The sequence below is a fragment of the Streptomyces sp. NPDC001514 genome, assembly GCF_053597075.1.
In genome coordinates this window covers 76,560-96,496 of record NZ_JBSFHO010000019.1, presented here as the reverse complement: position 1 = coordinate 96,496, position 19,937 = coordinate 76,560, and the positions used below count along the sequence as shown (strand labels likewise).

Annotated in this window: 16 protein-coding genes and 1 tRNA gene; 3 read left to right on the top strand and 14 right to left on the bottom strand. The window is 70.2% G+C overall.

Annotated elements, in window-relative coordinates; translation table 11 throughout:
* The first annotated feature begins 11 nt into the window (after positions 1-11).
* Positions 12-221: a hypothetical protein gene (locus ACWCXB_RS21070; RefSeq protein ID WP_450724974.1), complete on the top strand. Its 210-nt coding sequence runs from the start codon at positions 12-14 to the stop codon at positions 219-221.
* 30 nt (positions 222-251) lie between these two features.
* Here the strand turns inward: ACWCXB_RS21070 and ACWCXB_RS21065 are convergent, their stop codons facing one another.
* The 4 genes from ACWCXB_RS21065 to ACWCXB_RS21050 form a co-directional block, all read right to left on the bottom strand.
* Positions 252-1,046, bottom strand: coding sequence for a YlbL family protein (locus tag ACWCXB_RS21065; RefSeq protein ID WP_450724973.1), 795 nt, complete (start codon positions 1,044-1,046; stop codon positions 252-254).
* A gap of 173 nt (positions 1,047-1,219) precedes the next feature.
* On the bottom strand, positions 1,220-1,861 hold the full coding sequence (locus tag ACWCXB_RS21060) for an IclR family transcriptional regulator (protein ID WP_450724972.1): 642 nt from the start codon (positions 1,859-1,861) through the stop codon (positions 1,220-1,222).
* A gap of 597 nt (positions 1,862-2,458) precedes the next feature.
* A complete protein-coding gene (locus ACWCXB_RS21055; RefSeq protein ID WP_450724971.1) occupies positions 2,459-4,252 on the bottom strand; it encodes a DEAD/DEAH box helicase in 1,794 nt (597 codons plus the stop codon).
* A 153-nt stretch (positions 4,253-4,405) separates the two neighbouring features.
* The gene (locus tag ACWCXB_RS21050) at positions 4,406-5,878 is read right to left on the bottom strand and encodes an MFS transporter (protein WP_450724970.1); all 1,473 of its coding nucleotides are present in this window, start codon (positions 5,876-5,878) and stop codon (positions 4,406-4,408) included.
* 192 nt (positions 5,879-6,070) lie between these two features.
* Here ACWCXB_RS21050 and ACWCXB_RS21045 point away from each other — a divergent pair.
* Positions 6,071-6,142, top strand: a tRNA-Cys gene (locus ACWCXB_RS21045).
* Between the two features lie 107 nt (positions 6,143-6,249).
* Here the strand turns inward: ACWCXB_RS21045 and ACWCXB_RS21040 are convergent.
* Positions 6,250-7,170 (bottom strand): hypothetical protein, encoded by a 921-nt coding sequence (locus ACWCXB_RS21040; RefSeq protein WP_450724969.1) that lies wholly within the window; start codon positions 7,168-7,170, stop codon positions 6,250-6,252.
* 243 nt (positions 7,171-7,413) lie between these two features.
* Here ACWCXB_RS21040 and ACWCXB_RS21035 point away from each other — a divergent pair, with 243 nt between their 5' ends.
* Positions 7,414-7,869 carry a hypothetical protein gene (locus ACWCXB_RS21035; RefSeq protein WP_450724968.1) on the top strand — a complete coding sequence of 152 codons (456 nt, stop codon included), beginning with the start codon at positions 7,414-7,416 and terminating at the stop codon, positions 7,867-7,869.
* A 105-nt stretch (positions 7,870-7,974) separates the two neighbouring features.
* Here the strand turns inward: ACWCXB_RS21035 and ACWCXB_RS21030 are convergent, their stop codons facing one another.
* The 9 genes from ACWCXB_RS21030 to ACWCXB_RS20990 all read right to left on the bottom strand — a co-directional run bounded on the left by ACWCXB_RS21030 (position 7,975) and on the right by ACWCXB_RS20990 (position 19,660).
* Positions 7,975-8,637 carry a hypothetical protein gene (locus ACWCXB_RS21030; RefSeq protein ID WP_450724967.1) on the bottom strand — a complete coding sequence of 221 codons (663 nt, stop codon included), beginning with the start codon at positions 8,635-8,637 and terminating at the stop codon, positions 7,975-7,977.
* A gap of 1 nt (position 8,638) precedes the next feature.
* On the bottom strand, positions 8,639-10,954 hold the full coding sequence (locus ACWCXB_RS21025; protein ID WP_450724966.1) for a hypothetical protein: 2,316 nt from the start codon (positions 10,952-10,954) through the stop codon (positions 8,639-8,641).
* Between the two features lie 13 nt (positions 10,955-10,967).
* The gene (locus ACWCXB_RS21020) at positions 10,968-11,336 is read right to left on the bottom strand and encodes a hypothetical protein (protein ID WP_450724965.1); all 369 of its coding nucleotides are present in this window, start codon (positions 11,334-11,336) and stop codon (positions 10,968-10,970) included.
* Between the two features lie 109 nt (positions 11,337-11,445).
* Complete coding sequence (gene mycP / locus ACWCXB_RS21015) at positions 11,446-12,747, bottom strand: type VII secretion-associated serine protease mycosin (protein ID WP_450724964.1); 1,302 nt, start codon at positions 12,745-12,747, stop codon at positions 11,446-11,448.
* 17 nt (positions 12,748-12,764) lie between these two features.
* Entirely contained in the window at positions 12,765-14,234 is a 1,470-nt protein-coding gene (locus ACWCXB_RS21010; RefSeq protein WP_450724963.1) for a WXG100 family type VII secretion target, read from the bottom strand.
* Positions 14,235-14,329: 95 nt separating this feature from the next.
* Positions 14,330-14,845 (bottom strand): hypothetical protein, encoded by a 516-nt coding sequence (locus ACWCXB_RS21005; RefSeq protein WP_450724962.1) that lies wholly within the window; start codon positions 14,843-14,845, stop codon positions 14,330-14,332.
* 128 nt (positions 14,846-14,973) lie between these two features.
* Positions 14,974-17,295, bottom strand: coding sequence for a xanthine dehydrogenase family protein molybdopterin-binding subunit (locus ACWCXB_RS21000; RefSeq protein ID WP_450724961.1), 2,322 nt, complete (start codon positions 17,293-17,295; stop codon positions 14,974-14,976).
* The gene (locus tag ACWCXB_RS20995) at positions 17,292-18,785 is read right to left on the bottom strand and encodes a 2Fe-2S iron-sulfur cluster-binding protein (protein WP_450724960.1); all 1,494 of its coding nucleotides are present in this window, start codon (positions 18,783-18,785) and stop codon (positions 17,292-17,294) included. The genes ACWCXB_RS21000 and ACWCXB_RS20995 overlap by 4 nt, the downstream gene beginning before the upstream one ends.
* Positions 18,782-19,660, bottom strand: coding sequence for an FAD binding domain-containing protein (locus ACWCXB_RS20990; protein ID WP_450724959.1), 879 nt, complete (start codon positions 19,658-19,660; stop codon positions 18,782-18,784). Before ACWCXB_RS20990 ends, ACWCXB_RS20995 begins: the two co-directional genes overlap by 4 nt.
* Positions 19,661-19,937: the final 277 nt, after the last annotated feature.

The window sequence follows — 19,937 nt, the reverse complement described above, 5'->3', positions numbered from 1 at the left end:
CCGACGAGGTCATGCACGCCGACATTCATCTGCGCCTGCACGAACTGCGCGCCGCGGAACTGCACCGGGAGGCGGCCGCCGGCCGGCATCGGCCGGCCGTGGCGCACCGGCCTCGCTCACCACGCGGGGCCCTGCGTGCCCAACTGGGCTGGACGCTGGTCGAACTCGGCCTGCGCATGGTCGCGGCGCGTACGACGACCACCCCTGCCGCTGCGGCCTGAGCGGGCTGCGCGGCTGCGCGGCTCAGGACCTCAGCAGGTCGGGACCTTGGCGGCGTCCCCGTCCAGGGCGCGGAGCGCGTCCACCGCTTCCTTCAGGGTCGTGACGGGGATCAGCCGCATCGAGTCGGGGAGTTCGGCGTGGGCGTCCGAGCACTCGGCCTTGGGCACGAGGAAGACGGTCGCCCCGTCACGGGCCGCCGCCTGCGTCTTCAGGGACACCCCGCCGACCGCGCCGACCTTGCCGTCCGGGGTGATCGTTCCCGTACCGGCGATGTTTCGGCCGCCGGTGAGATCTCCGCCCGAGCCGTTGCCGTCCAGCTTGTCGACGATGCCGAGCGAGAAGAGCAGCCCGGCGCTGGGGCCGCCGACGTCGGCGAGGTTCAGGGTGACCTTCACGGTCGCCGGGTCCTCGTCGAGATAGTCCAGAGCGGCCTGCACGGCACTGTGCTGGGACTTCTTCATCTCGGCGACGTTGTGCTTCTCGACCTCCTCGTCGGACTGCCCGGACGGATAGACCGCGTCGTGCGGCAGCACCGCACTGTCCGTACGGAACCAGGCGTCGACGACGTCACCGAGGCCCACGTCCACGGACGGCCCGGTCGCCACGATGGTCGTCATCCGCAGCGCGCCCTCCGTCTTCCGTGTGGGCGCCCCGGAGATCGTGATCACCGGCTTCCCCTGGTCCGACCCCAGCACGTTCGTGGTCTGCCCCGGCTGCGCCAAGGCGAACGGCAGCGGCGCGAGCCCGGCGACCACGAGCAGTGCGACGACGGGGAGGGCGCACACGACGAGAGCCCGGGGGCGCGAGAGGCGAGAGAGGAGCACGGTGTCAATCTAGCGGTCCGCCCGGCGTGCCTCGGCGCCGAGGGCACCCGGCGAGCAGCAGCCGCCCGGCCCACCGCGCTCGGCGGCCCCGCACACCGCAGGCCGCCTCACTTTGGCGCGTCCGTCGCAGCGGGCGGCGTCACCGCAGTGCGTCCGCCACCTCGCGGGCCGCGTCACCGCAGTGCGTCCGCCACCTCGCGGGCCGCGTCCACGACGCGAGGGCCCACCCGCTCCGGTACGGAGTCGGCGAGCATGACGACGCCCACGCTGCCCTCTATGCCCGTCACACCGATCAGCGGTGCGGCGGCGCCGCTGGCACCTGCCTCCAGTTCGCCGTGGGTGAGCGTGCACGAGGGCTCGGTCAGGCCGCCCTGGCGGGCGGCGAGGATCGCCTTGCCTGCGGCGCCGCGGTCGAGGGGATGCCGGAAGCCGGCCCTGTACGCCACGTGGTAGTCCGTCCAGGTCGGCTCGACGACCGCGACCGCGAGCGCCTCCGCCCCGTCGACCAGGGTCAGATGTGCGGTGGCTCCGATGTCCTCGGCGAGGGAGCGCAGCGCGGGCAGCGCCGCCTCCCGCACCAGCGGGTGCACCTGACGGCCGAGCCGCAGCACGCCGAGCCCCACCCGGGCGCGGCCGCCCAGGTCGCGGCGGACCAGGGCGTGCTGCTCCAGGGTGGCGAGAAGCCGGTAGACGACGGTCCTGTTGACGCCGAGCCGGTTGGACAGCTCGGTGACGGTCAGTCCGTGGTCGGTGTCGGCGAGCAGCTTGAGGACGCGTAGTCCTCGGTCGAGCGTCTGGGAGGTTTCCGCTGTCACGACGCCCTCTCCTTCGGAGTCAGTAACGGCGGCACTCTCGCGGGCTTGGCAGCGGCACCGGTCCACGGAGCGACCGCACGCACGGGAGAGGCCGCCGGAGGCCCTGGCACACCGGCTGCGCTCCGCGGCGGCGCTGCCACGGGGCGTTGTCGATGCGGGGAATGTAGCGATCGGCTCCGCTCAGCGGAAGACCTCGTCCAGAATCCGGGCGCGGAAGCCATGTGGTGCACCTCCCTGCGCGCTTGGGAACCGGACGCGATCGCAAACAACATTTCGGCGTCCGATTACCGTCCCGGTCGCGGCACGGGCGACCGGCGCCGGCGTCCCAGGGACCGGGGCCAGGGCCGCATGCCCGGGCCCAACACGGCGGCCGGTACCGGGGAACGGGACAAGGCCGACCGGGAGCAGGCCCGCGCACGGCGGCAGGGCCACGGGCCCCACGCGCGGCGCCGGACGGACCCGGTGTGCCCGGGACCGGGCCGGGGCCGCGCACGGCGGCCGGGGCGGGGGAGCGGGACCGGGCCGACATGCCCGGGACCACGGGCCGGGACCGGAAACGCGCGGGGCCGGACCCGTCACACACCCCTCAGCGGAGCGTCAGCGCATCCGCGTCGCCCACTCCTGCACCTTCTTGATCCGCTCCCGGATCTGCCCGGCCGTTGCCTCCGCGCTCGGCGGTCCGCCGCACACTCGCCGCAGCTCGGTGTGGATCACGCCGTGCGGCTTGCCGCTCTGGTGGACGTAGGCGCCCACCATCGTGTTCAGCTGCTTCCGCAGCTCCAGCAGCTCCTTGTGCGAGACCACCGGCCGCCGCTCCGCCGGCAGCTCCAGCAGATCCGCCTCCGCGTCCGGCTTCTTCCGGCTGTGCGCGATCTGCCGTGCCTGCCGCTTCTGGAGCAGCAACTGCACCTGGTCCGGCTCGAGGAGACCGGGGATGCCGAGGTAGTCCTGCTCCTCCTCGCTGCCCGGATGGGCCTGCATGCCGAACTCGGCGCCGTTGTACATGACCCGGTCGAAGACCGCGTCGGACTCCAGCGCCTCGAAGGGCAGCATGTCCTGTTCGCCGGTGTCCTCGTCCTGCTGCTTGTTGGCCTCGTCCATCTCCTTCTCGGACTCGGCGTACGGGTCTTCGTCCTCCCCGTCCTTCTTCGGCCGGTCGAGTACGTGGTCGCGTTCGACCTCCATCTCGTTGGCGAAGCCGAGCAGCATGGGGATGGTGGGCAGGAAGACCGACGCGGTCTCGCCGCGCCGCCGCGACCGTACGAAACGGCCGACGGCCTGCGCGAAGAAGAGCGGCGTCGAGATCGTCGTCGCGTACACCCCCACCGAGAGCCGGGGCACGTCGACGCCTTCGGACACCATCCGGACGGCGACCATCCACCGGTCGTCGTTGTCGCTGAACTCGTCGATCCGCTTGGACGCGCCCGCGTCGTCGGACAGCACGACGGTCGCCTTCGTGCCCGTGATCTCGCGGATGAGCTTGGCGTACGCGCGCGCCGAGTCCTGGTCGGAGGCGATGACGAGGCCGCCCGCGTCCGGGATCGACTTCCGCACCTCGGTCAGCCGCTGGTCGGCGGCGCGCAGGACGTTGGGCATCCACTCGCCGCGCGGGTCCAGGGCGGTGCGCCAGGCCTGCGAGATCGCGTCCTTGGTCATCGGCTCACCGAGCCGCGCGGCGATCTCGTCGCCGGCCTTGGTGCGCCAGCGCATGTTGCCGCTGTAACTCAGGAAGATGACCGGCCGGACGACGCCGTCGGCGAGCGCGTTCCCGTAGCCGTACGTGTAGTCCGCGGCCGAACGCCGGATCCCGTCGTTGCCCTCCTCGTACGCGACGAAGGGGATGGGATTCGTGTCCGACCGGAAGGGCGTACCGGTGAGCGCGAGTCGCCGCGTCGCCGGCTCGAACGCCTCGAGGCACGCCTCGCCCCACGACTTGGAGTCACCGGCGTGGTGGATCTCGTCGAGGATGACGAGGGTCTTGCGCTGCTCGCTGCGGTTGCGGTGCAGCATCGGGCGCACCCCGACACCGGCATACGTCACGGCGACGCCGTCGTACTCCTTGCTCAGCGGGCCCGCGCTGTACTCCGGGTCCAGCTTGATACCTATCCGCGCGGCGGCGGCGGCCCACTGCTTCTTCAGATGCTCGGTCGGCGCGACGACGGTGATCTGCTGCACGACATGGTGGTGCAGCAGCCAGGACGCGAGGGTGAGCGCGAAGGTCGTCTTACCGGCGCCGGGGGTCGCCACCGCGAGGAAGTCGCGGGGCTGCTCCTGGATGTACCGCTCCATCGCGCCCTGCTGCCAGGCACGCAGCTTTCCGGCCGTGCCCCAGGGGGCGCGGCCGGGGAAGGCGGGTGAGAGGTGGTGGGAGTGCGAGGCGGTGGTAGTCACGGTCTCCGGTTGCGGGGCTCGGGTAGTTGCGGGGCTCGGGTACACGGGATGTCCGTACGACAACCGGGCCACCCTACCGGTGCAACCACGGCGTGCCGGGCCGAACGAGGCCGTGACGCGCGCAGGTGCGGCAAGCGTCACAGGGCCGGGGATCTACGTGCCGGGCGTTGCCCTGAGCCGCGTCGCGACCCATGCCCCCACCAGCGCCACCGCCGCCATCGGCAGGAAGACGACGGCGAAGGCGACCGGATGCGAGCCCCCGGCGCCCCCCGCGTCGGAGACGGCATGGCCGCCCACCGCGCCGCCGCCGAGGGCCGCGAACGCCGCGCCGCCCATCGCCAGCAGCAGGACGTTGGACAGCGCGTCGGAGATCTGCAGGGCGGCGGAGTTCGCACCCGCCTCCTCCGGCGCCGAGAGCTGGAGCAGCAGCACGCTCGACGAGGCGATCACCAGCCCCATCCCGAAGCAGCCCCAGCCCCAGGCGACCCCCACGATCCACACCGGCACGGACTCGATCAGCACGCTCGGCGCGGCCGCGATCGCCGTCGCGACCAGGATCATTCCGCCGACCATGAGGCGTTCGCGGTACGGCTCCACGCGCGGCCGGGACTGCACGTACGACCCCAGCGCCCAGGTCGCACCGCCCACCGCGAGCGACAGCCCGGCGAGCGTCGGCGACAACCCGCGCTGGGTGACCAGCATCAGCGGTACGAACGACTCCGCGGCGATGAAGGACCCCGCAGCCACGCCGCGCAGCAGCACGACCGACGGCAGCCCGCGCGCGGCCCGGTACGTACCGCGCGGCAGCAGCCCCAGCACGGCCGGCACGAGCAGCGCCGCGCCCGCCACGGCCGGCACCAGCGACAGCCAAGCCAGGTCCTGGCCGGCGTACTGCAGCAGCCCGGCCCCCAGCGAGATCGCGAGCGCAAGCCGGGTGCGGCGCGTGTCGAAGCGCGGGACGGGCGCGGTCGGGTCGACGGGCCCTGACGCCATGCGCCGGATCGCGGGCAGCGCGAGGGCCAGCGGTACGACGACGAGGACCGGTATGCCGATGAACACCCAGCGCCAGCCGAGCCGTTCGGTGACCGTCCCGGAGATGAGCGGCCCGATCACGGACGGGACCACCCAGCTCGCGGCGAACGCGGCCATGATCGTCGGCCGCAGCCGTTCCGGGTAGGCGCGCCCGACGACGACGTACAACGCGACGATCACCAGCCCGCCGCCGAGCCCCTGGACGGCCCGGCCGCCGATGAACTGCCACATCGTCGATGCCGTCCCGGCGAGCAGCAGCCCGGCGGCGAACGACGCGATCCCGGAGGCCAGCGCCCCCAGCGGCCCCCTCCTGTCGGCCCACTGCCCGGCCACCACCATCCCGAAGAGGCTGGTCGTGAAGTACGCCGAGAACGCAAACGCGTACAGCTCCACCCCGCGCAGCTCGCGCGCGGCCACCGGCATGGCCGTCCCGACGGCGGTCGCCTCGAACGCGATCAGCAGGACGACGGAGACGATGCCGAAGCTGAGGGCGCGGTGCTCACGGCCGAGGACGCCGCCGAGGGGTCTGTCGGCTGTGACGCCGGCGTCTGTGTCGGCGTTCGTGCCGACGCCGTGCTGTTCGAGAGCGGTCATGAGCACCAGAGTAAGTGGCATACCCTCGCGTCGCCCCTGTCGCGAGACGGGGCCGTCCTCAGCCCTTGGCCCTACGACCACGGCCGGGCCATGAACCCCTGTGAACGGCGCATGTCAGTCGTATGGCAGCGCACGCCGGATCCTTGAGCCCCGCCGTCACCCGCCCCTACGGTCAATGCGTACGACAGACACGGCCGTGTGCCCGAGTGGCTCAGGGAATCGCCTGCAAAGCGATTTACGCCGGTTCGATTCCGGTCACGGCCTCGAGGATGGAGGGGTGCACTTCATAGAAGTGCACCCCTAATCTCTCGTATCTCGCCGCAGCGCAGCCCAGGCGCTCTTATCCACCATCGCCGACCGATCGCAGCAGGTCAGCAGGCAACGCCCCCGTGCGGCTCGCCTCGTAGCGCCGCTCTGGCGGTTGCCGCGCCGCGCACTGCGGCCAAAGCCCCGGCGGCCGGCGGCCGGGCTGCAGTCGCCGCTTCTGCTGCCTCGGCTCGGGCTTGGCGGCACTCGGGACACAGGTCTTCGCCCGCCACGGGCCGGAAGAGGCGGGCCTGGGTGTGCGAGCCCACGCATTCCCGCATCAGGGCGACGCGGGGCGGCTCCGGGGGCGCCTCCGGCGCCTCGGGCGCCTCGGGCGGAGGTACGTCGCGCAGGAGGTACCGGACCAGCCCGCCGGGCCGGTGGATGGTCTCCCCCGCGGCGGGCAGACCGCGCGCGATCGCGGCGCGTACGCCGTCGACCGTGTGCCCCAGGTGCAACCACTGCGTGGCGAGGGCGGCGAGCTCGGCGAGCATGCCGCGCGGGACGCGCAGCCGTGGGTCCAGATCCCGCAGCTGCTCGACGAGTTGGCGGGCGCCGTCGTCAGGAGGGTTGGAGGTGTTCTCCTGGGGACCTTCTTCTGGATGGCGACCGACGGACGGGCCCTGCGGCTCACCGACGACCCGTTTCACGGGGGTCGGCACCTCCACCCGCAGCTGGGCGACATCCTCGGCAGTGAGCACGACATTGGAGACCAGCTGACGGGTCCGCCAGAACCCGCCCGGCCCCTGCTCCTTCCACTCGTGGAAGTACCCCTCGTCCTTCAGCTGTTGCTTCGCCCGCTGGAAGGCCCTGGGCTTGATCCCGGCACGCTCGGCAGTCGTGGACAGCGACTCGTGCCGGTCGGCGGGGAGGGACAGCTGCCAGGTCAGGAGGCGGAACGCGTCGGAGTTCAGGCGCGGATGGCGGATGAGGTCGTTCGGTACCTGCGAGTAGAAACGGGCAGGCGGGATAACATGGCGAAGCATTTCGGGTGCTCCTAAGGTCAGCACTCGCGGTGAAGGCCCTCGCTGCTGGCTGCAACCAGCGCGGGGGCCGCTTTGCGCTCACCGTACAGCCAACACCCGTACACACACAGTCACTTCACTCGAACGTGCGACCTCACCACGGCCCGCCGACACCCGTGCCCGTATGCGCGACGAAGACCTCGGCTAGGAGCCACTCCGGGGCCGCCGCTCCAGCACAACAGTCACCCGACTATCTTGACGAACATGCAGCCACAGCAGCCCCACTCCGCCCTGGTTCCGCCGACATCGCCTACTCCGCCGCCTCGTCGCCCCTGGGGCACCATGGTCGGCGCGCTGATGATCGGGCTGCTGATCGGCGGCGGGGCCGTGGGCGCGGCCTGGACACTCAGCGACGAGTCCGGTGGCAACACCAACGCTGCTGCATCCGGACCGGCAGGCGACGCACGCGCCGCGTGTGGTGCGCTCGACGGCTTCGAGGAGTCCGAGTACGCCGCCAAGGGCCCGGAGGGTGATGTGGCGCTCAACCGCTGGGCCGCGGCGGGCGCACTCTCCGCGTCCGCGGCCGCCGGGGACACGAAGTACGAGCCGCTCGCGAAGGCCATAAGGCAGTCGCAGACCCGCCACGCCCAGGTCTTCGAGTTCGACGCGAAAGTGAAGAAAGACCTGGCCGAGGCACGCCGGATCTGCAAGGACCTCTGAACCGTGACCACCGCGCCATGACGCCTTGCCCCGGCTTGCTCTTGCGGCCGTGAGACCGCGCGCACGAAGAAGACGACGATGACGACGACGGCGCACACAGGGCCTTTAGTGATCGGGCGCTGGGGTCGGCACCCCGCTCACCAGCTTGGTGTCGTTCTGGCATCCGAGATCGGCGGCGATCTTGCGAGCGGCGGCGTTGGCCAACGTAATCTGATGCGCTCTGATGTCCTTCTGCGGGAGGTCGATATTGTCCGACCGGCTGAGCTCCGCGGCGATGACGATCTCGTGGGCGGGGGCCTTCATGCGGCACTTGAAGAAGACCTTTGCTCCCATGTCGGACGATGATGCCCTCTCGCCCGAGGAGAAGTAAGTGACGGTCTCGGCAAGCCGGGCATCTCGCTCCGGAACGCCCAAAGCCTCACGAACGTTGATGCGGAGGCCGCTCTTTCCGTCCTTGGTCGGCAGTAGCCAGCAGAATTCGACGCCCTGTATTTGCTGTTGTTTCACGCTCTGTTCTACGAGGGCGGCTTCGCGGAGGGCCTTGAGCGCCTCGTCCGGCTCAGAAAGATCACTCGTGAAATTCCCGTCACCGGCGATCGCCTTGAGCGCGGCGGATGACGGAGCGTCCTTCGCGAAGCCTCGGCAGACCTGCTCGGCGGGCATGCCCTGATCTTCCTCCTGACCACCACTGTCAGAGGAACAGCCTGCCGTCGCCGCCAGAACGACGACTGCGACAGGGGCCATGAGCACTCTCAGCGTGGTTCGCATGTCACTTCTTCTCGTACGCGTCTGGGAGGTTGTTGTCCCTGGACTGTGCGAGTGCGTTCCTGGCGTCGTTGACCACTTGCTCGTCAAGGTAGTTGCGGTCCCTCTCACTCCAGCCTGGGGCGTTGGCGTAGGCAATGCCAGGCCTCAGAGAATTCTCCTTGCCCGTGTTCAGCGCCTCCTCCTTGAGGTCATCGGACTTCTTCTTGAGAAGCTCGTCCTTCTCGTACTTCTCCGCGATGTCATCGGCTTCCATGCCGATGTACGTCGTCACGGCGCCGCCCACGGTCTCCGCGGCCAGCGGTACGAGCACACCGCCCGCGCCGCCAGTCAGCGCCACGACACCGCCGGCGGCCACAGCGCCCACACCGAACTTGACCCACTCCGTGGTCCTGCCGACTGCCTTCTTGTGCTCCTCGGAGTCCTTCGCATAGTCCGCGTCGATCTGCGCCATGCGCGACTGGTCCATGATGCCCTGCGCCTCACCGCCGATCCGAAGCGTGGTTCGCGCATCGGTGAGGTCTCTCTCGTCGAACGAGGAGCCAGGCTTCGGTCCTACTTCGTCCAGGACGCTGGACGTGTACAACATCTGGGCTGCGGACAGCGTGCCGTGGCCAGTCTCGCTCTGCGACACGATGCCCATGAAGTTGACCGCGTCGCCCCGGTTCCACAGCAACTCGGTGTCGAACTTGCCGCCGAACCTCGACGTGCCGTCCTTGTTGTTGTACCCGAAGGGGGAGTTCGACTTCTCTTCCATGATGGTGTCGCTGTCCTGCTCCAAGGAGCGGTCAAGCTCGTCGATGTACGCGGCGCCCATCTTGGCCAGACTGTCGTCGATGCCCGGCTGTTCATGCATGTACTTCGGGTCGCTGCCGTAGCGCTCGACGACCTTCTGCATGATCTCGGCGTTCTCGACCGTTCGTACGTCCTTCAGGCCCTCGGTCGGGGCGTCGTACGGATGACCCGTGGTAGCCGACTCGAGCGCGTGCCCCAGCGCGTCATAGCCGGGTTCCTTGGACATCTTGCCCTTGTCGTTCAACTCCTCGGGCCAGTCACGGTCCTTGGAGAAGTAGTCGAAAAGGCTCTTCTTGTCGTCCTTGCCGTTGTCCGGCGTGAGGTCGAGCTCGCTGTTGAAGAATTCGGTCGACGCCTTGGGGTTGTGGCCGAGCGCCTCCATGTAGCCGACCATCGGGTCCTGGCCGACACCGCCGCCCTGCCAGTTGAGATGGTTCTGCATGCCTCCCGGCTGGAACCAGGCCTGGCCAGGTGGCAGCGAACCACTGTACGTCAACTTCGCCTCGGTCTCGACGAGCGCGTTCCCGTAGTTGCGCAGGAACTTGTCGTCGTAATCCCCGACACGCATGAGGTTGCTCATGACCTGGAAGCCGTACGGCGAGGTTCCGCGCGTCTGGATCGGCTCGCTGCCCGCCTTGATGACATCGGCCTTCCACTGCTCCATCTCGGGGCTCATGGAGTGGGTCGCGGCGGCAAGCGTCAGGCTCCAGTTCTTCTGGAGTTCCTTCAGCTTGTCCCGGTGGTCGACGCTGAGGCGCGAACCATCGCTCGGGTCGCCCATGTCGGCCCAGTACTCCATCGAACCCTTCGGGCCGACCTCAAGCGCGAACCTCTCGGCGAAGTACGGGTCCCCCGCGTTGTCCTTGAAGATCTTGTTGAGCTTGTCGATCTCCTCCGGGGTCGCATCGTCGCCCTTCTTGTAGAGGTCGCGAGCGATCTTCGCGTCTTCCGCGTCCTGCGCCTTCGATGCCTGCTTCAGAGAGTCGAAGCTGGTTCCGGGGAAGTTGTTCTTGTCCTTGCCGACGATCATGCGCAGGGCCCGGGCGGCGACGTCATCCGCGTCGTTCGCCTTGTCGACAGCCTTCTTGATGGCGGACCGCATCGCGTCGAAGTCCGCCTCCTGCGGCTTGGGCCCGTCGTAATCCTTGCTCCGGCGGTCCGGGTGGATCAGATAGCCGACCACACCGTCCGGACCGATCCGGATCCCCTTGCCGGGAGCTTCTTCGACGAGCTTCTCCAGCTCGCTTTTCGCGGCCTGGAATTCGGTGTGGGCGTCCCGGAGGATGTTCCGAATACCCGTCGCTTCCCTGAGCGCATCGCCGAACTCCTTGGCCGTCTTCTTGACGAACTCCTGAGTCACGCCGGCGTTCTCGCCTGCCCAGTCGGCCTTCTCGGCCTTGCTGCGCAGACCGTTCTGCGCCTTCTCCTCGGCCTTCTCCAGCTTCGTGATCGTCTCCGACCAGCTCGTGACGGCTTCCTTCAGGCTGCCGAGGCCGGCGTGGAGTACCTGCTCGAACTTCAGCATCTACGCCGTCTCCTCAGTTGAAGTGCTGGCTGATCTTGGACATGGAGAAGTTGGTGACGAGCTCCTCCTCGTGATTCGTGTGCGTGACGATCGTGTCTTCGAGGTGGTTGTGGATGTGCGCGCAGGCGCTCAGCAGCGTCTCGCACTGCGTACGCCAGGTGTCCCAAATCGTCCAGAGCGCCGATCCGGTCTGGAACCCGTCTTCGTGGAGGCTGTTGGCCGCCGTGTCGGTCTGCGCACCGGCGTGGAAGGCATCGGCCTCGAACCAGTGGAAGAGCTCCTGCGCCTCGTTGCCGATGGCCCGCAGATCGGGGGACGTGACCTTGTAGTCCGCGGCCCCTCCGCCACCGCCGGACCCGCCGTCGGCCTGGTTCAGCCGCATGCTGACACTCGTTGTGGCGGCGGTGCGGGCTGACGCCCACTCTTCATCGAACGACATGGTTTTCCCCGTTACGGAGCGGTGTGTTGGCGTGGCTGCTGATCGGTTCGGCTCAGCCTGACTGGCCCGGACCGGTCGGGCCGTACGGCGGGTACTGGGGCGGATACGGGCCGGGGGCGGCGGCGGGTGCGGCGGCGCGGCGACGGGCGCGGACGGCTGGGACGGCGATGGCGGTGCCGATGAGCGCGGCGGCGGCGACGCCTAGGCCGATCCAGAGGCCGGTGTTGCTGTCGCTGTCGTTGGAAGCGGGCGCGGCGGCGGCAGGCTTCTCGGCACCGGCCGCTTGCGTCGGCGTGCCGGTGGGCGTCTTCGGCTCAGCGGCGGGGAGGTCAGGCAGCGGATAGACATCGGCGGGGCCGGGGTCGCCGGGGGTCTTGAGGGCGCGGAGGGGGCGGATGGCGCCGTAGCCGATGTAGTCGTTGCGCTTCTCGCCGGAGGTGGGGCCGCTGATGGTGTTCAGCATGACCTTCAGGACCTGGTTGTTGGTCCATTCTGGGTGCTTGGACCAGATGAGGGCGGCGGCCGCGGAGGCGAGGGCGGTGGCGTCGCTGGTTCCACCCGTCTCGCACAGGCCGGTCTTGCCTCCACAGGCGTGGATCATCTTGTCGCCGGGAGCCACCATGTCGACCTGAGGGCCGTACTGCGACATCTTGATGCGAGTCAGCTTCTTGTCGATGGCTCCGACGCCGACTACACCGGGGGTAGCAGCTGGGTACTCAAGTTCGTTTCCCTCTTCGGCACCGTTGCCCACTGCCCCGAAGATCAGAGATCCCTTGTCCAAGGCGTACTTCACGGCATCGGTGAGCTGCTGCGAGCCTTCATCGACGCCCATAGAGATATTGATGACCTTGGCGCCGGAGTCGGCCGCATGGCGAATCGCGGCGGGAACGAACCTGTTGAACTCGCGGTTCGCATCCTTCTGGCTTCCCGTCCCCAGGTCCGCGCCGGGCACACGGATTGGGAGGATCTTGGCTCCCGGGGCAAGGCCAAATGCGCCGTCTCCCCCAGCCCTCTCTCCGGTTCCAGCGATGAGTCCAGACATGCCTGTTCCATGCCCCGTGTAATCCGTATGCTCGTCGCCCGACTTGTCAGGCGCGAGATCCTTGCCGTCGAGCACCTGCCCAATTAGGTCCGGGTTGGTCTTATTGACGCCGCTGTCGATGACGGCAACGGTGACACCCTGGCCTGTGCTGATCTTCCAGATCTTTTCGGCGCCCATCGTGTCCAAGTGCCACTGCTGGGAGCGGATCGACTCCGCATGCGCCGGGACGGATGCAATGCCCATCAGCAGCATCCCCAGAGCGGTCGAGGTAACGACCCGACCACGACCGCATCGAATACTGCTGATACGCATCTGCTTCCTCTTACTACTCAGTCGATGACGGGCGGCGCGACGCGACGGCTGCCCTGCTGCCAGGTCTCCTCGTCCTCGACGAGGTAGTCCGGGCGCTCTCCACGGTTACTCTCGCGGTGTGAGTCCGTTCCGCTCGTGTTCGCCGGCACAGCGCCGCCACGCCCGATCTGTCCGGCCCCCCCGCGGCCCGCGTCACCTGATGCACCGCCGCGTACCAGACCCGATCCGCCCGGTGTAAACGGGCGGGCGCTTACCGCACCAGGCTGCTGGCGACGACCGCCAACGATGCCACCGGTCTCCATCGCGAGACGACGACCTCCACTGATGCCGCTTTGACCCCCGCTCATACCGCCACCGGCACCGTGCGCCATGGGCGCACGGCCCGTGCCACCCTCAGTACCGATCACAGTGCCACGTGGGATGCCCGCTACCGGCCGACTCGCGCTCGGCGGGACCGGACGGCCGCCGGTGATACCACCGTCGCGAGGCATTGCTCCCCGCGGACCATTGACACCGAGACCGCTACGACCGCTGGACGGCAGCGGAGAACGCGGACCGACTGACGTACCGCCACCTACGGGGATTTCGCGGGCCGTTGGACGGACAACTCCGGGGGTGAGTCCAATCGGCTGCATCAGCCCACCGTCCGGCTTGCCGACAGGAGGCTGAGAGACCGGCGACACCGGTGGGGTCGTCGTCGGCGAGGGCAACGTGCCAACGCTGTCGATCCCCAGGCCCACGGGCCGCTCGGGGTTAGCCACACCGGCCGGACTGGTCCTGTCCACACCCGCCGTCGACCTGCTGCCCTGGGAGGGGGTGGTTGCCGCGCCGGAGTCAGCAACCGACCGGCTGTCACTGCCGGTTGAAGATGAGATATCGCGAGAGTAGCCGTCAAACTGACCGTTGTCCTCTGGCACAAACGCACCCGGCGGCGGCGGCAGAACCGGCACCTCCACACGTTCCATCTGCGCCTTGGACTGCTGGTAAGCCTGCGACAGCTTCACCATCTCGTCCACCGCCGCCTGACGGTTCGCTTCCTCCTTCAACGCGATGGCTTTCTCGTCCTCAGACGGTGCCATGGATGCCCGGGCGCTCTGTGCCACACGCCCCGCATCCGGGTCGTTGTGGTACTTGTGGGCGGCTTCCAGGTTCTCCTTGGCCTGCGCGTGGGACGTGTAGCGCGGGATCGCGCTCTGGGCGACGGCAATCGCGTCGGATGCCTGGCTCATCCACGTCGACGCGTTCTCGCTGTAGTCCGCGAGGCGATACGTCGCGCTGGCCAGGCCGGCACCCCAGTCCTTGAACTCCTGGAAGGCTTCGCCCTTCCACTCCACCCGCTCGGGACGGAACTGCAACTGCTGCGCGATTTCCCGCAACTCGCCGGCGGCCATGGTCAGCTTGTCGGCAGCCTCCTGAACGTAGAAACTGCTGGCTTCGTCGACCCACGCCAGCATCTCCTCGTGAGACATTCCGCTGAAGTCGGTCACGCCGCCCCGCCCCCGCCGCTGTCCTGGTGCTCCATCTTTCGCCTCTTCTATCCCCGTAGGCCCCGTGGTGCCCGAAGCCGTCGTCCGTCGAACCGCTACTCGAGAGTGTCGTTGCCGCCAGCCGTTTCGCTGGGCTGAGGCTGCGGCTGCCCGGTCTCGTGCGCCCGGCCCTGCCGCTCGGCCTCCTTCTCCGCCGCACGCTTCGCTTCGCTCGTACGCTCGTTGATGGCGATCATTCTCCGGCGGATGTCTTCATCCACCGCCTCGATGCCGTCCTTGGACGCGACGACCGCGATCCCCATGCCCGCCAGACAGTCCGCGAGCAGCCCCGAGAGCTTCTTCAGCTCAGCGATCACGTTCCCGTACGCGGTGAACAGGCCCGACGCCTCGACCCACGCTGCCCCGCCGCCGCCGAACTGGGTGCGCCCCACAGGGTCCGCCCCCACTTTCTGGGCTCCTGCCGGTGACTCGTTGAGCTTGACGATCAGGTCGTCGACGCGGTTCTTGAAGTCCCTCATGGACTCGGGGTCGTACAGCGCCGAAGCCATCGCCGGATTGACCGCTCTCAGTGAGCGCTCCGAGCCCGACATCGCATCCCAGTCAGTCGCCATGCGAAACGACCCCTCCCCGTTCAACACACAAAGCTTCGGAGATCACTGTAGTCACCACCAGTGACACCGCGCACCTCGGCATTGCACGTGCAACGAGGATCACACACTCACGAAAGGGGCCCAGATACTCACGAGTTGGGCACAGCCACCGCCGCCTGCGGCCTGATCGGGAGGCGGTTGACCGGGCGGCCCGTGGCCGCGCGGACCGCCGAGGCGACCGCCGCCGGGGAGGTGACGACCGGGACCGCGCTCGCGGCCTTCGCGCCGAAGGGGGCCACCACGTCGCGTTCCTCGATGAGTTTGACGATGCGGATGTCCGGGGCGTCGAGGGAGGTCGGGAGGGCGTAGCCCGTGAGGTCGGGGTGGCGGACGAGGCCGCGGGCGGTGCGGAGGTTTTCGGTGAGGGCCGCGCCGACGCCCTGGGTGATGCCGGCCTCGATGCGGGCGGTCAGCTGGGCCGGGTTGAGGACGCGGCCGACGTCCTGGGCGACGGCGACCTCGACGACACGTACGGAGCCGAGTTCGATGTCGACGTCGACGACCGCGCGGATGGCGCAGAAGGCGAGGCCGACGAAGGCGTCGCCCTGGCCGTGGTCGTCGAGGGGTTCGGTGGGGTGGGGGCGGCACTGGGCGGTGGCCCACAGTTCCTTGCCGTCCATGGCCTCGGTGACCGTGGTCGACAGGACGCCGTCGTACGACGTGATCTTGCCGTCGGTGATCTGGAGCAGCTCGGTGGACATGCCGAACTTGTGGGCCAGGGGCTGCAGCAGCTGCGTACGGACCATCTTGGCCGCGCGTTCGACGGCGCCGCCCGAGACCCAGGTGTGGCGGCCGTGCGTGGCCGGGCCCGCCGGGGGCTGGTCGGTGTCGACGGAGGCGACGTGGACCTCGTCGATGCCGAGCGTCTCCTGGACGATCTGGCGGGCCAGGGTGGAGAAGCCCTGGCCGGTTTCCACGGCCGCGCAGATGACGGTCGCGACACCGTCCTGGACCTTGACCGTCGCCGTGGAGACCTCGTCCGTGCCCTCGGCGCCGAGCATGTGGACCATGCCGAGTGCGTAGCCGACGCCGCGGCGCACCGCGCCCGGTTCGCCCGCGCCCTCGGGGCCGCCGGGGAGGAGCCAGGCCTCTTCCGGGGTGTCCATGGGGAGCTGGGGAAGGGGGAAGTCGCGTACGGCCTGCAGCAGTTCGGCGACCGGGGCCGGGCAGGTGACCGTCTGGCCGGTGGGGAGGATGTCGCCGGTCGCGAGGACATTGCGGAGGCGGATCTCGGTGGGGTCCAGGCCCAGCTTCGCGGCCAGCTTGTCCATCTGGGCCTCGTACGCGGCGCACACCTGCATCGCGCCCTCGCCGCGCACATGGCCGGAGGGCGGGTTGTTGGTGCGTACGGCCCAGCCCTCGATGAAGGCGTGCGGGACCACGTACGGGCCGCAGGCGAAGGCCACGGCGGCGGCCAGCGACTCCGACGAGGCGTCGGCGTAGGCGCCCGCGTCGAGCAGGATCTGGGCCTCGACCTTCACGAGCTTGCCCTCGGCGTCCGCGTGGTGGCGGTAGCGGAGCAGGGTGGGGTGGCGGTGGGCGTGGCCGAGGAAGGACTCCTCGCGGGTGGCCGTCAGCTTGACCGGGCAGCCGGTCTTCAGGGCCAGCAGGCCGAGCGGGATCTGGAAGCCCGGGTCCTCGCGGTCACCGGTCGCGCCCGGAACGCCCGTCACGACAAGCTTCACCTGCTCCGGCGGCAGTCCGAAGCAGGCCGCCGCCAGGTCGCGGTCCGTGTGGGGGTCGGTGGACGCGGTGTAGAGCTCGACGCCGCCGTCGGGGCGCGGCACGGCGAGGCCCGCCTCGGCGCCGATGGGGGCGGGGTCCTGGCGGCCGATCCGGTACAGGCCCTCGACGATCGTCTCTCCGGTCGCCTCGGGGTCGCCGAAGCTGAGCGGGATGTGGCGGATCAGGTTGCCGTCGGGGTGGAGGGGGTCGGCGGCGAAGGCCTTCTCGGGGTCGGTGACGGGTTCGAGGATCTCGTACTCGACCGTGATCGCCGCGGCGGCGAGACGGGCCGTGTCGGGGTGGTCGGCCGCGACGGCGGCGATCGCCTCGCCGTGGTGGCGGACTGTCTCGGAGGCGAAGACGGGCCGGTCCGCGATCCGGCGGCCGTACGCCGCGTCGCCGGGGACGTCGGCGTGCGTGATCACCGCACGTACGCCCGGCATGTCGGCCGCGGCGGCGGTGTCGATCGCGGTGATACGGGCATGGGGGTGCGGGGAGCGCAGGATCGCGGCCCACAGCAGACCCTCGGCCCACAGATCGGAGGCGTACGGGAACGTGCCCTCGGTCTTGGCGCGCGCGTCGGCCTGCGGGAGCGAGGCACCGAGGCCGTGGGCGGGCGGCTCCTGCTCGGGGCCGTCGACCCCTTGGGGAGTCGTCGTCACGGTGGTGGCCGCATCGTTGCTCACGCCATGCCTCCGTCGTGCGGGTGGGGCTGCACACTACCGGCCCCGGGGGGCGCCTGGTGCGGGATGCGGGCGGCTTCGTCGGCGGGCTGAGCGCGCTCGGGCTCGGCGGTGGCCGCGGCGGCGGCACTCGCCTCGCGCTCCGCGACGACTTCGCGTACGGCGTCGAGGACACCTCGGTAGCCCGAGCAGCGGCAGAGGTTGCCGCACAGCGCCTGGCGGGTCTCCAGCTCCGTGGGGGCGTGGTTGCCCTCCAGCAGGTCGTGGACGGTCATGGCCATGCCCGGAATGCAGAAGCCGCACTGGACGGCGCCGCACTTGGCGAGGGCGCGCTGGACGTCGGACGGTTCGCCGTCGACGGCGAGGCCCTCGACCGTACGGACCTCGGAGCCCGCCGCCGTGGCCGCGGGAACGAGACAGGAGGCGACCAGCCGGCCGTCGACCTGGACGTTGCACGCGCCGCACTCGCCCTGCGAGCAGCCGTCCTTGGCGCCGGCGAGGCCGAGGCGCTCGCGCAGCACGTAGAGCAGGGATTCGCCGACCCAGGCGTCCGTGACGGGCCGGTCGGCGCCGTTCACGCGCAGGACGTACGAGGTGTGGGGGTGCTCGTCGCTGCCGAGGGTGCCGGTGGGCGGGAACTCCGCCTGGGCGTCCGAGTGAGGGTCCGCCTGGGGATCTGGCTGGGAATCCGCCTGGGGATCCGGCTGGGCATCCGCCTGAGCAGCTGCCCGGACCTCTGCCGGTACGTCCTGGGACGTCGGCTCCGGACGCTGTTCCGGCTCCGGCTGCGGTTCCGCTTCCCGGGCTGCCGGTACGTCCGCCGTCGGCTCGTCCGGCGTCGGTACGTCCGGCGTCGGTACGGGTACGGGCCCCCCGGGCTCGGCGACCGCCTCGGCCGGCTCCTGCGAGGTCGTCGCCCAGGGCGCGGTGGCCCCGCCCGGCAGCGTCGCCGGGTACGGTGCCTGTGTCGCGGGCCCTTCGGCCGCGGGGTGCGTCTCGGTCGCCCAGGGCGCGGGCGCGCCGCCCGGCAGCGTGGCCGGAGGCGTGCCACCGCCCCACTGGGACGCCAGCATCGACGTCGTGAACTCGCCCGACTCATCCGGAAGGTCCCCCTGTGCGACGGGGATCATCCACTGGCCGGTGAGCTCGGTCGGCCCTCCGGCGACGGGCTCGGCCTGCGCCTCCGGGAAGGTCCACTGGCCGGTCGCGTGCGGGTCCTGATGCTGCGCGGCAGGCTCGGCCTGCGGCGGCACCATCCATGTGCCCGTCGCCGCCGGGTCCGTGCCGGGCGCCGGGGTCAGCGGGGTGATCTGCGGGGGCACATAGCCGTGCCCGGGCGCCGCGAGCGGCGTGTCCAGCAGGCCCTCGGGCGGCAGCTGGACGAAGGCGGTCGCGTCGGAGTCGTACTCGCCCTGCGGGATGGGCTGCCAGCCACCACCTTCCCGCTGCTGCGGCTGCTGCGGCTGCCCCGAAGCGTTCTCGTCCGTGCTCACGACAGCGCCCTCCCCAATGCTCGTCGGGCCAGCGCGGCGACCGTGCGCCGCAGGTGCAGGAGCGCGGGCGGCATCTGTTCGTCGCCCTGCGGGTCCGGGATGCAGGCCGCTGCCACGTACTCCCCGAAGGCCGCCAGCGCCTCGGGCGCCAGCCCCCGCTCGCCGTCCCAGTCGATCAGGGACGCGATCCAGCGCTCGGCCTCCAGCGGACGCAGCGGCATCGGTGCGATCGCGCCGACCGCGCAGCGCACGCCGCGCCGCGCCGGGTCGAGGACGACGGCGACGGACGCCGACGCACGGCCGGGGCCGGTGCGCGCTGTGGCCTTGAGGAACACCTGCGGAGCATGCAGCAGCGGTACGCGTACGAAGCCGATCAGCTCGGCCGGGCCGAGCATCTCCCGGCCCGCCAGCAGATGGGAGACCGGGATCTCGCGGTGGGCGCCGCCCGGGCCCGCGATGACCAGGTCCGCCTCCAGGGCGGCGAGGACGGGCAGGGTGTCACCGGTCGGGGCCGCGGTGGCGATGTTGCCGCCGAGCGTGCCCGCGTTGCGGATCTGCGGCGGGCCCGCGGCGCGCGCGGAGGCGGCGAGCGCGGGGATGAGCGCGGCGAAGTCGGGCCGGCCCATCCGGGCATGGGTGAGGCCGGCGCCGAGCAGCGCGTGGCCGTCCTGGTACTGCCAGCCGCGGATCTCGTTGATGCGGCCGAGACCGACGAGGCCCGCGGGCCGCAGCCGGCCCTTGTTGACGGCCGCCATCAGATCCGTACCGCCTGCGACCGGCACGGCGGCGGGCATGGCGGTGAGCGCCGCCACGGCCTCGTCGAGCGAGGCCGGCAGCGTCACGGACTGCGCCGCCTGCGGTGCGTGCGTGGTCAACCCAGCTGCCCCTTCCCGGTGTCCCGGCTGTCCGCCTGTGTTGCCGTACCGTACGTGCTCACAGCCCGGACTTGGCAACTCTGGCACATCTTCCGAGCGGTCCGACGCGAGGGTCCACGAAGGGCGCATCCGTCCCCGAAATCCCGAAGACGGCTGTTCGTCCGTTTTGGTACGACATTGCCGCACCAGGCGGATTGCCGGTCATCGGCGTTCCTTGTACGACTTTTCCGTGCGGCCCTCCACGGTCCCAGGGACCGCGGCCCGGGGCATCATCTTG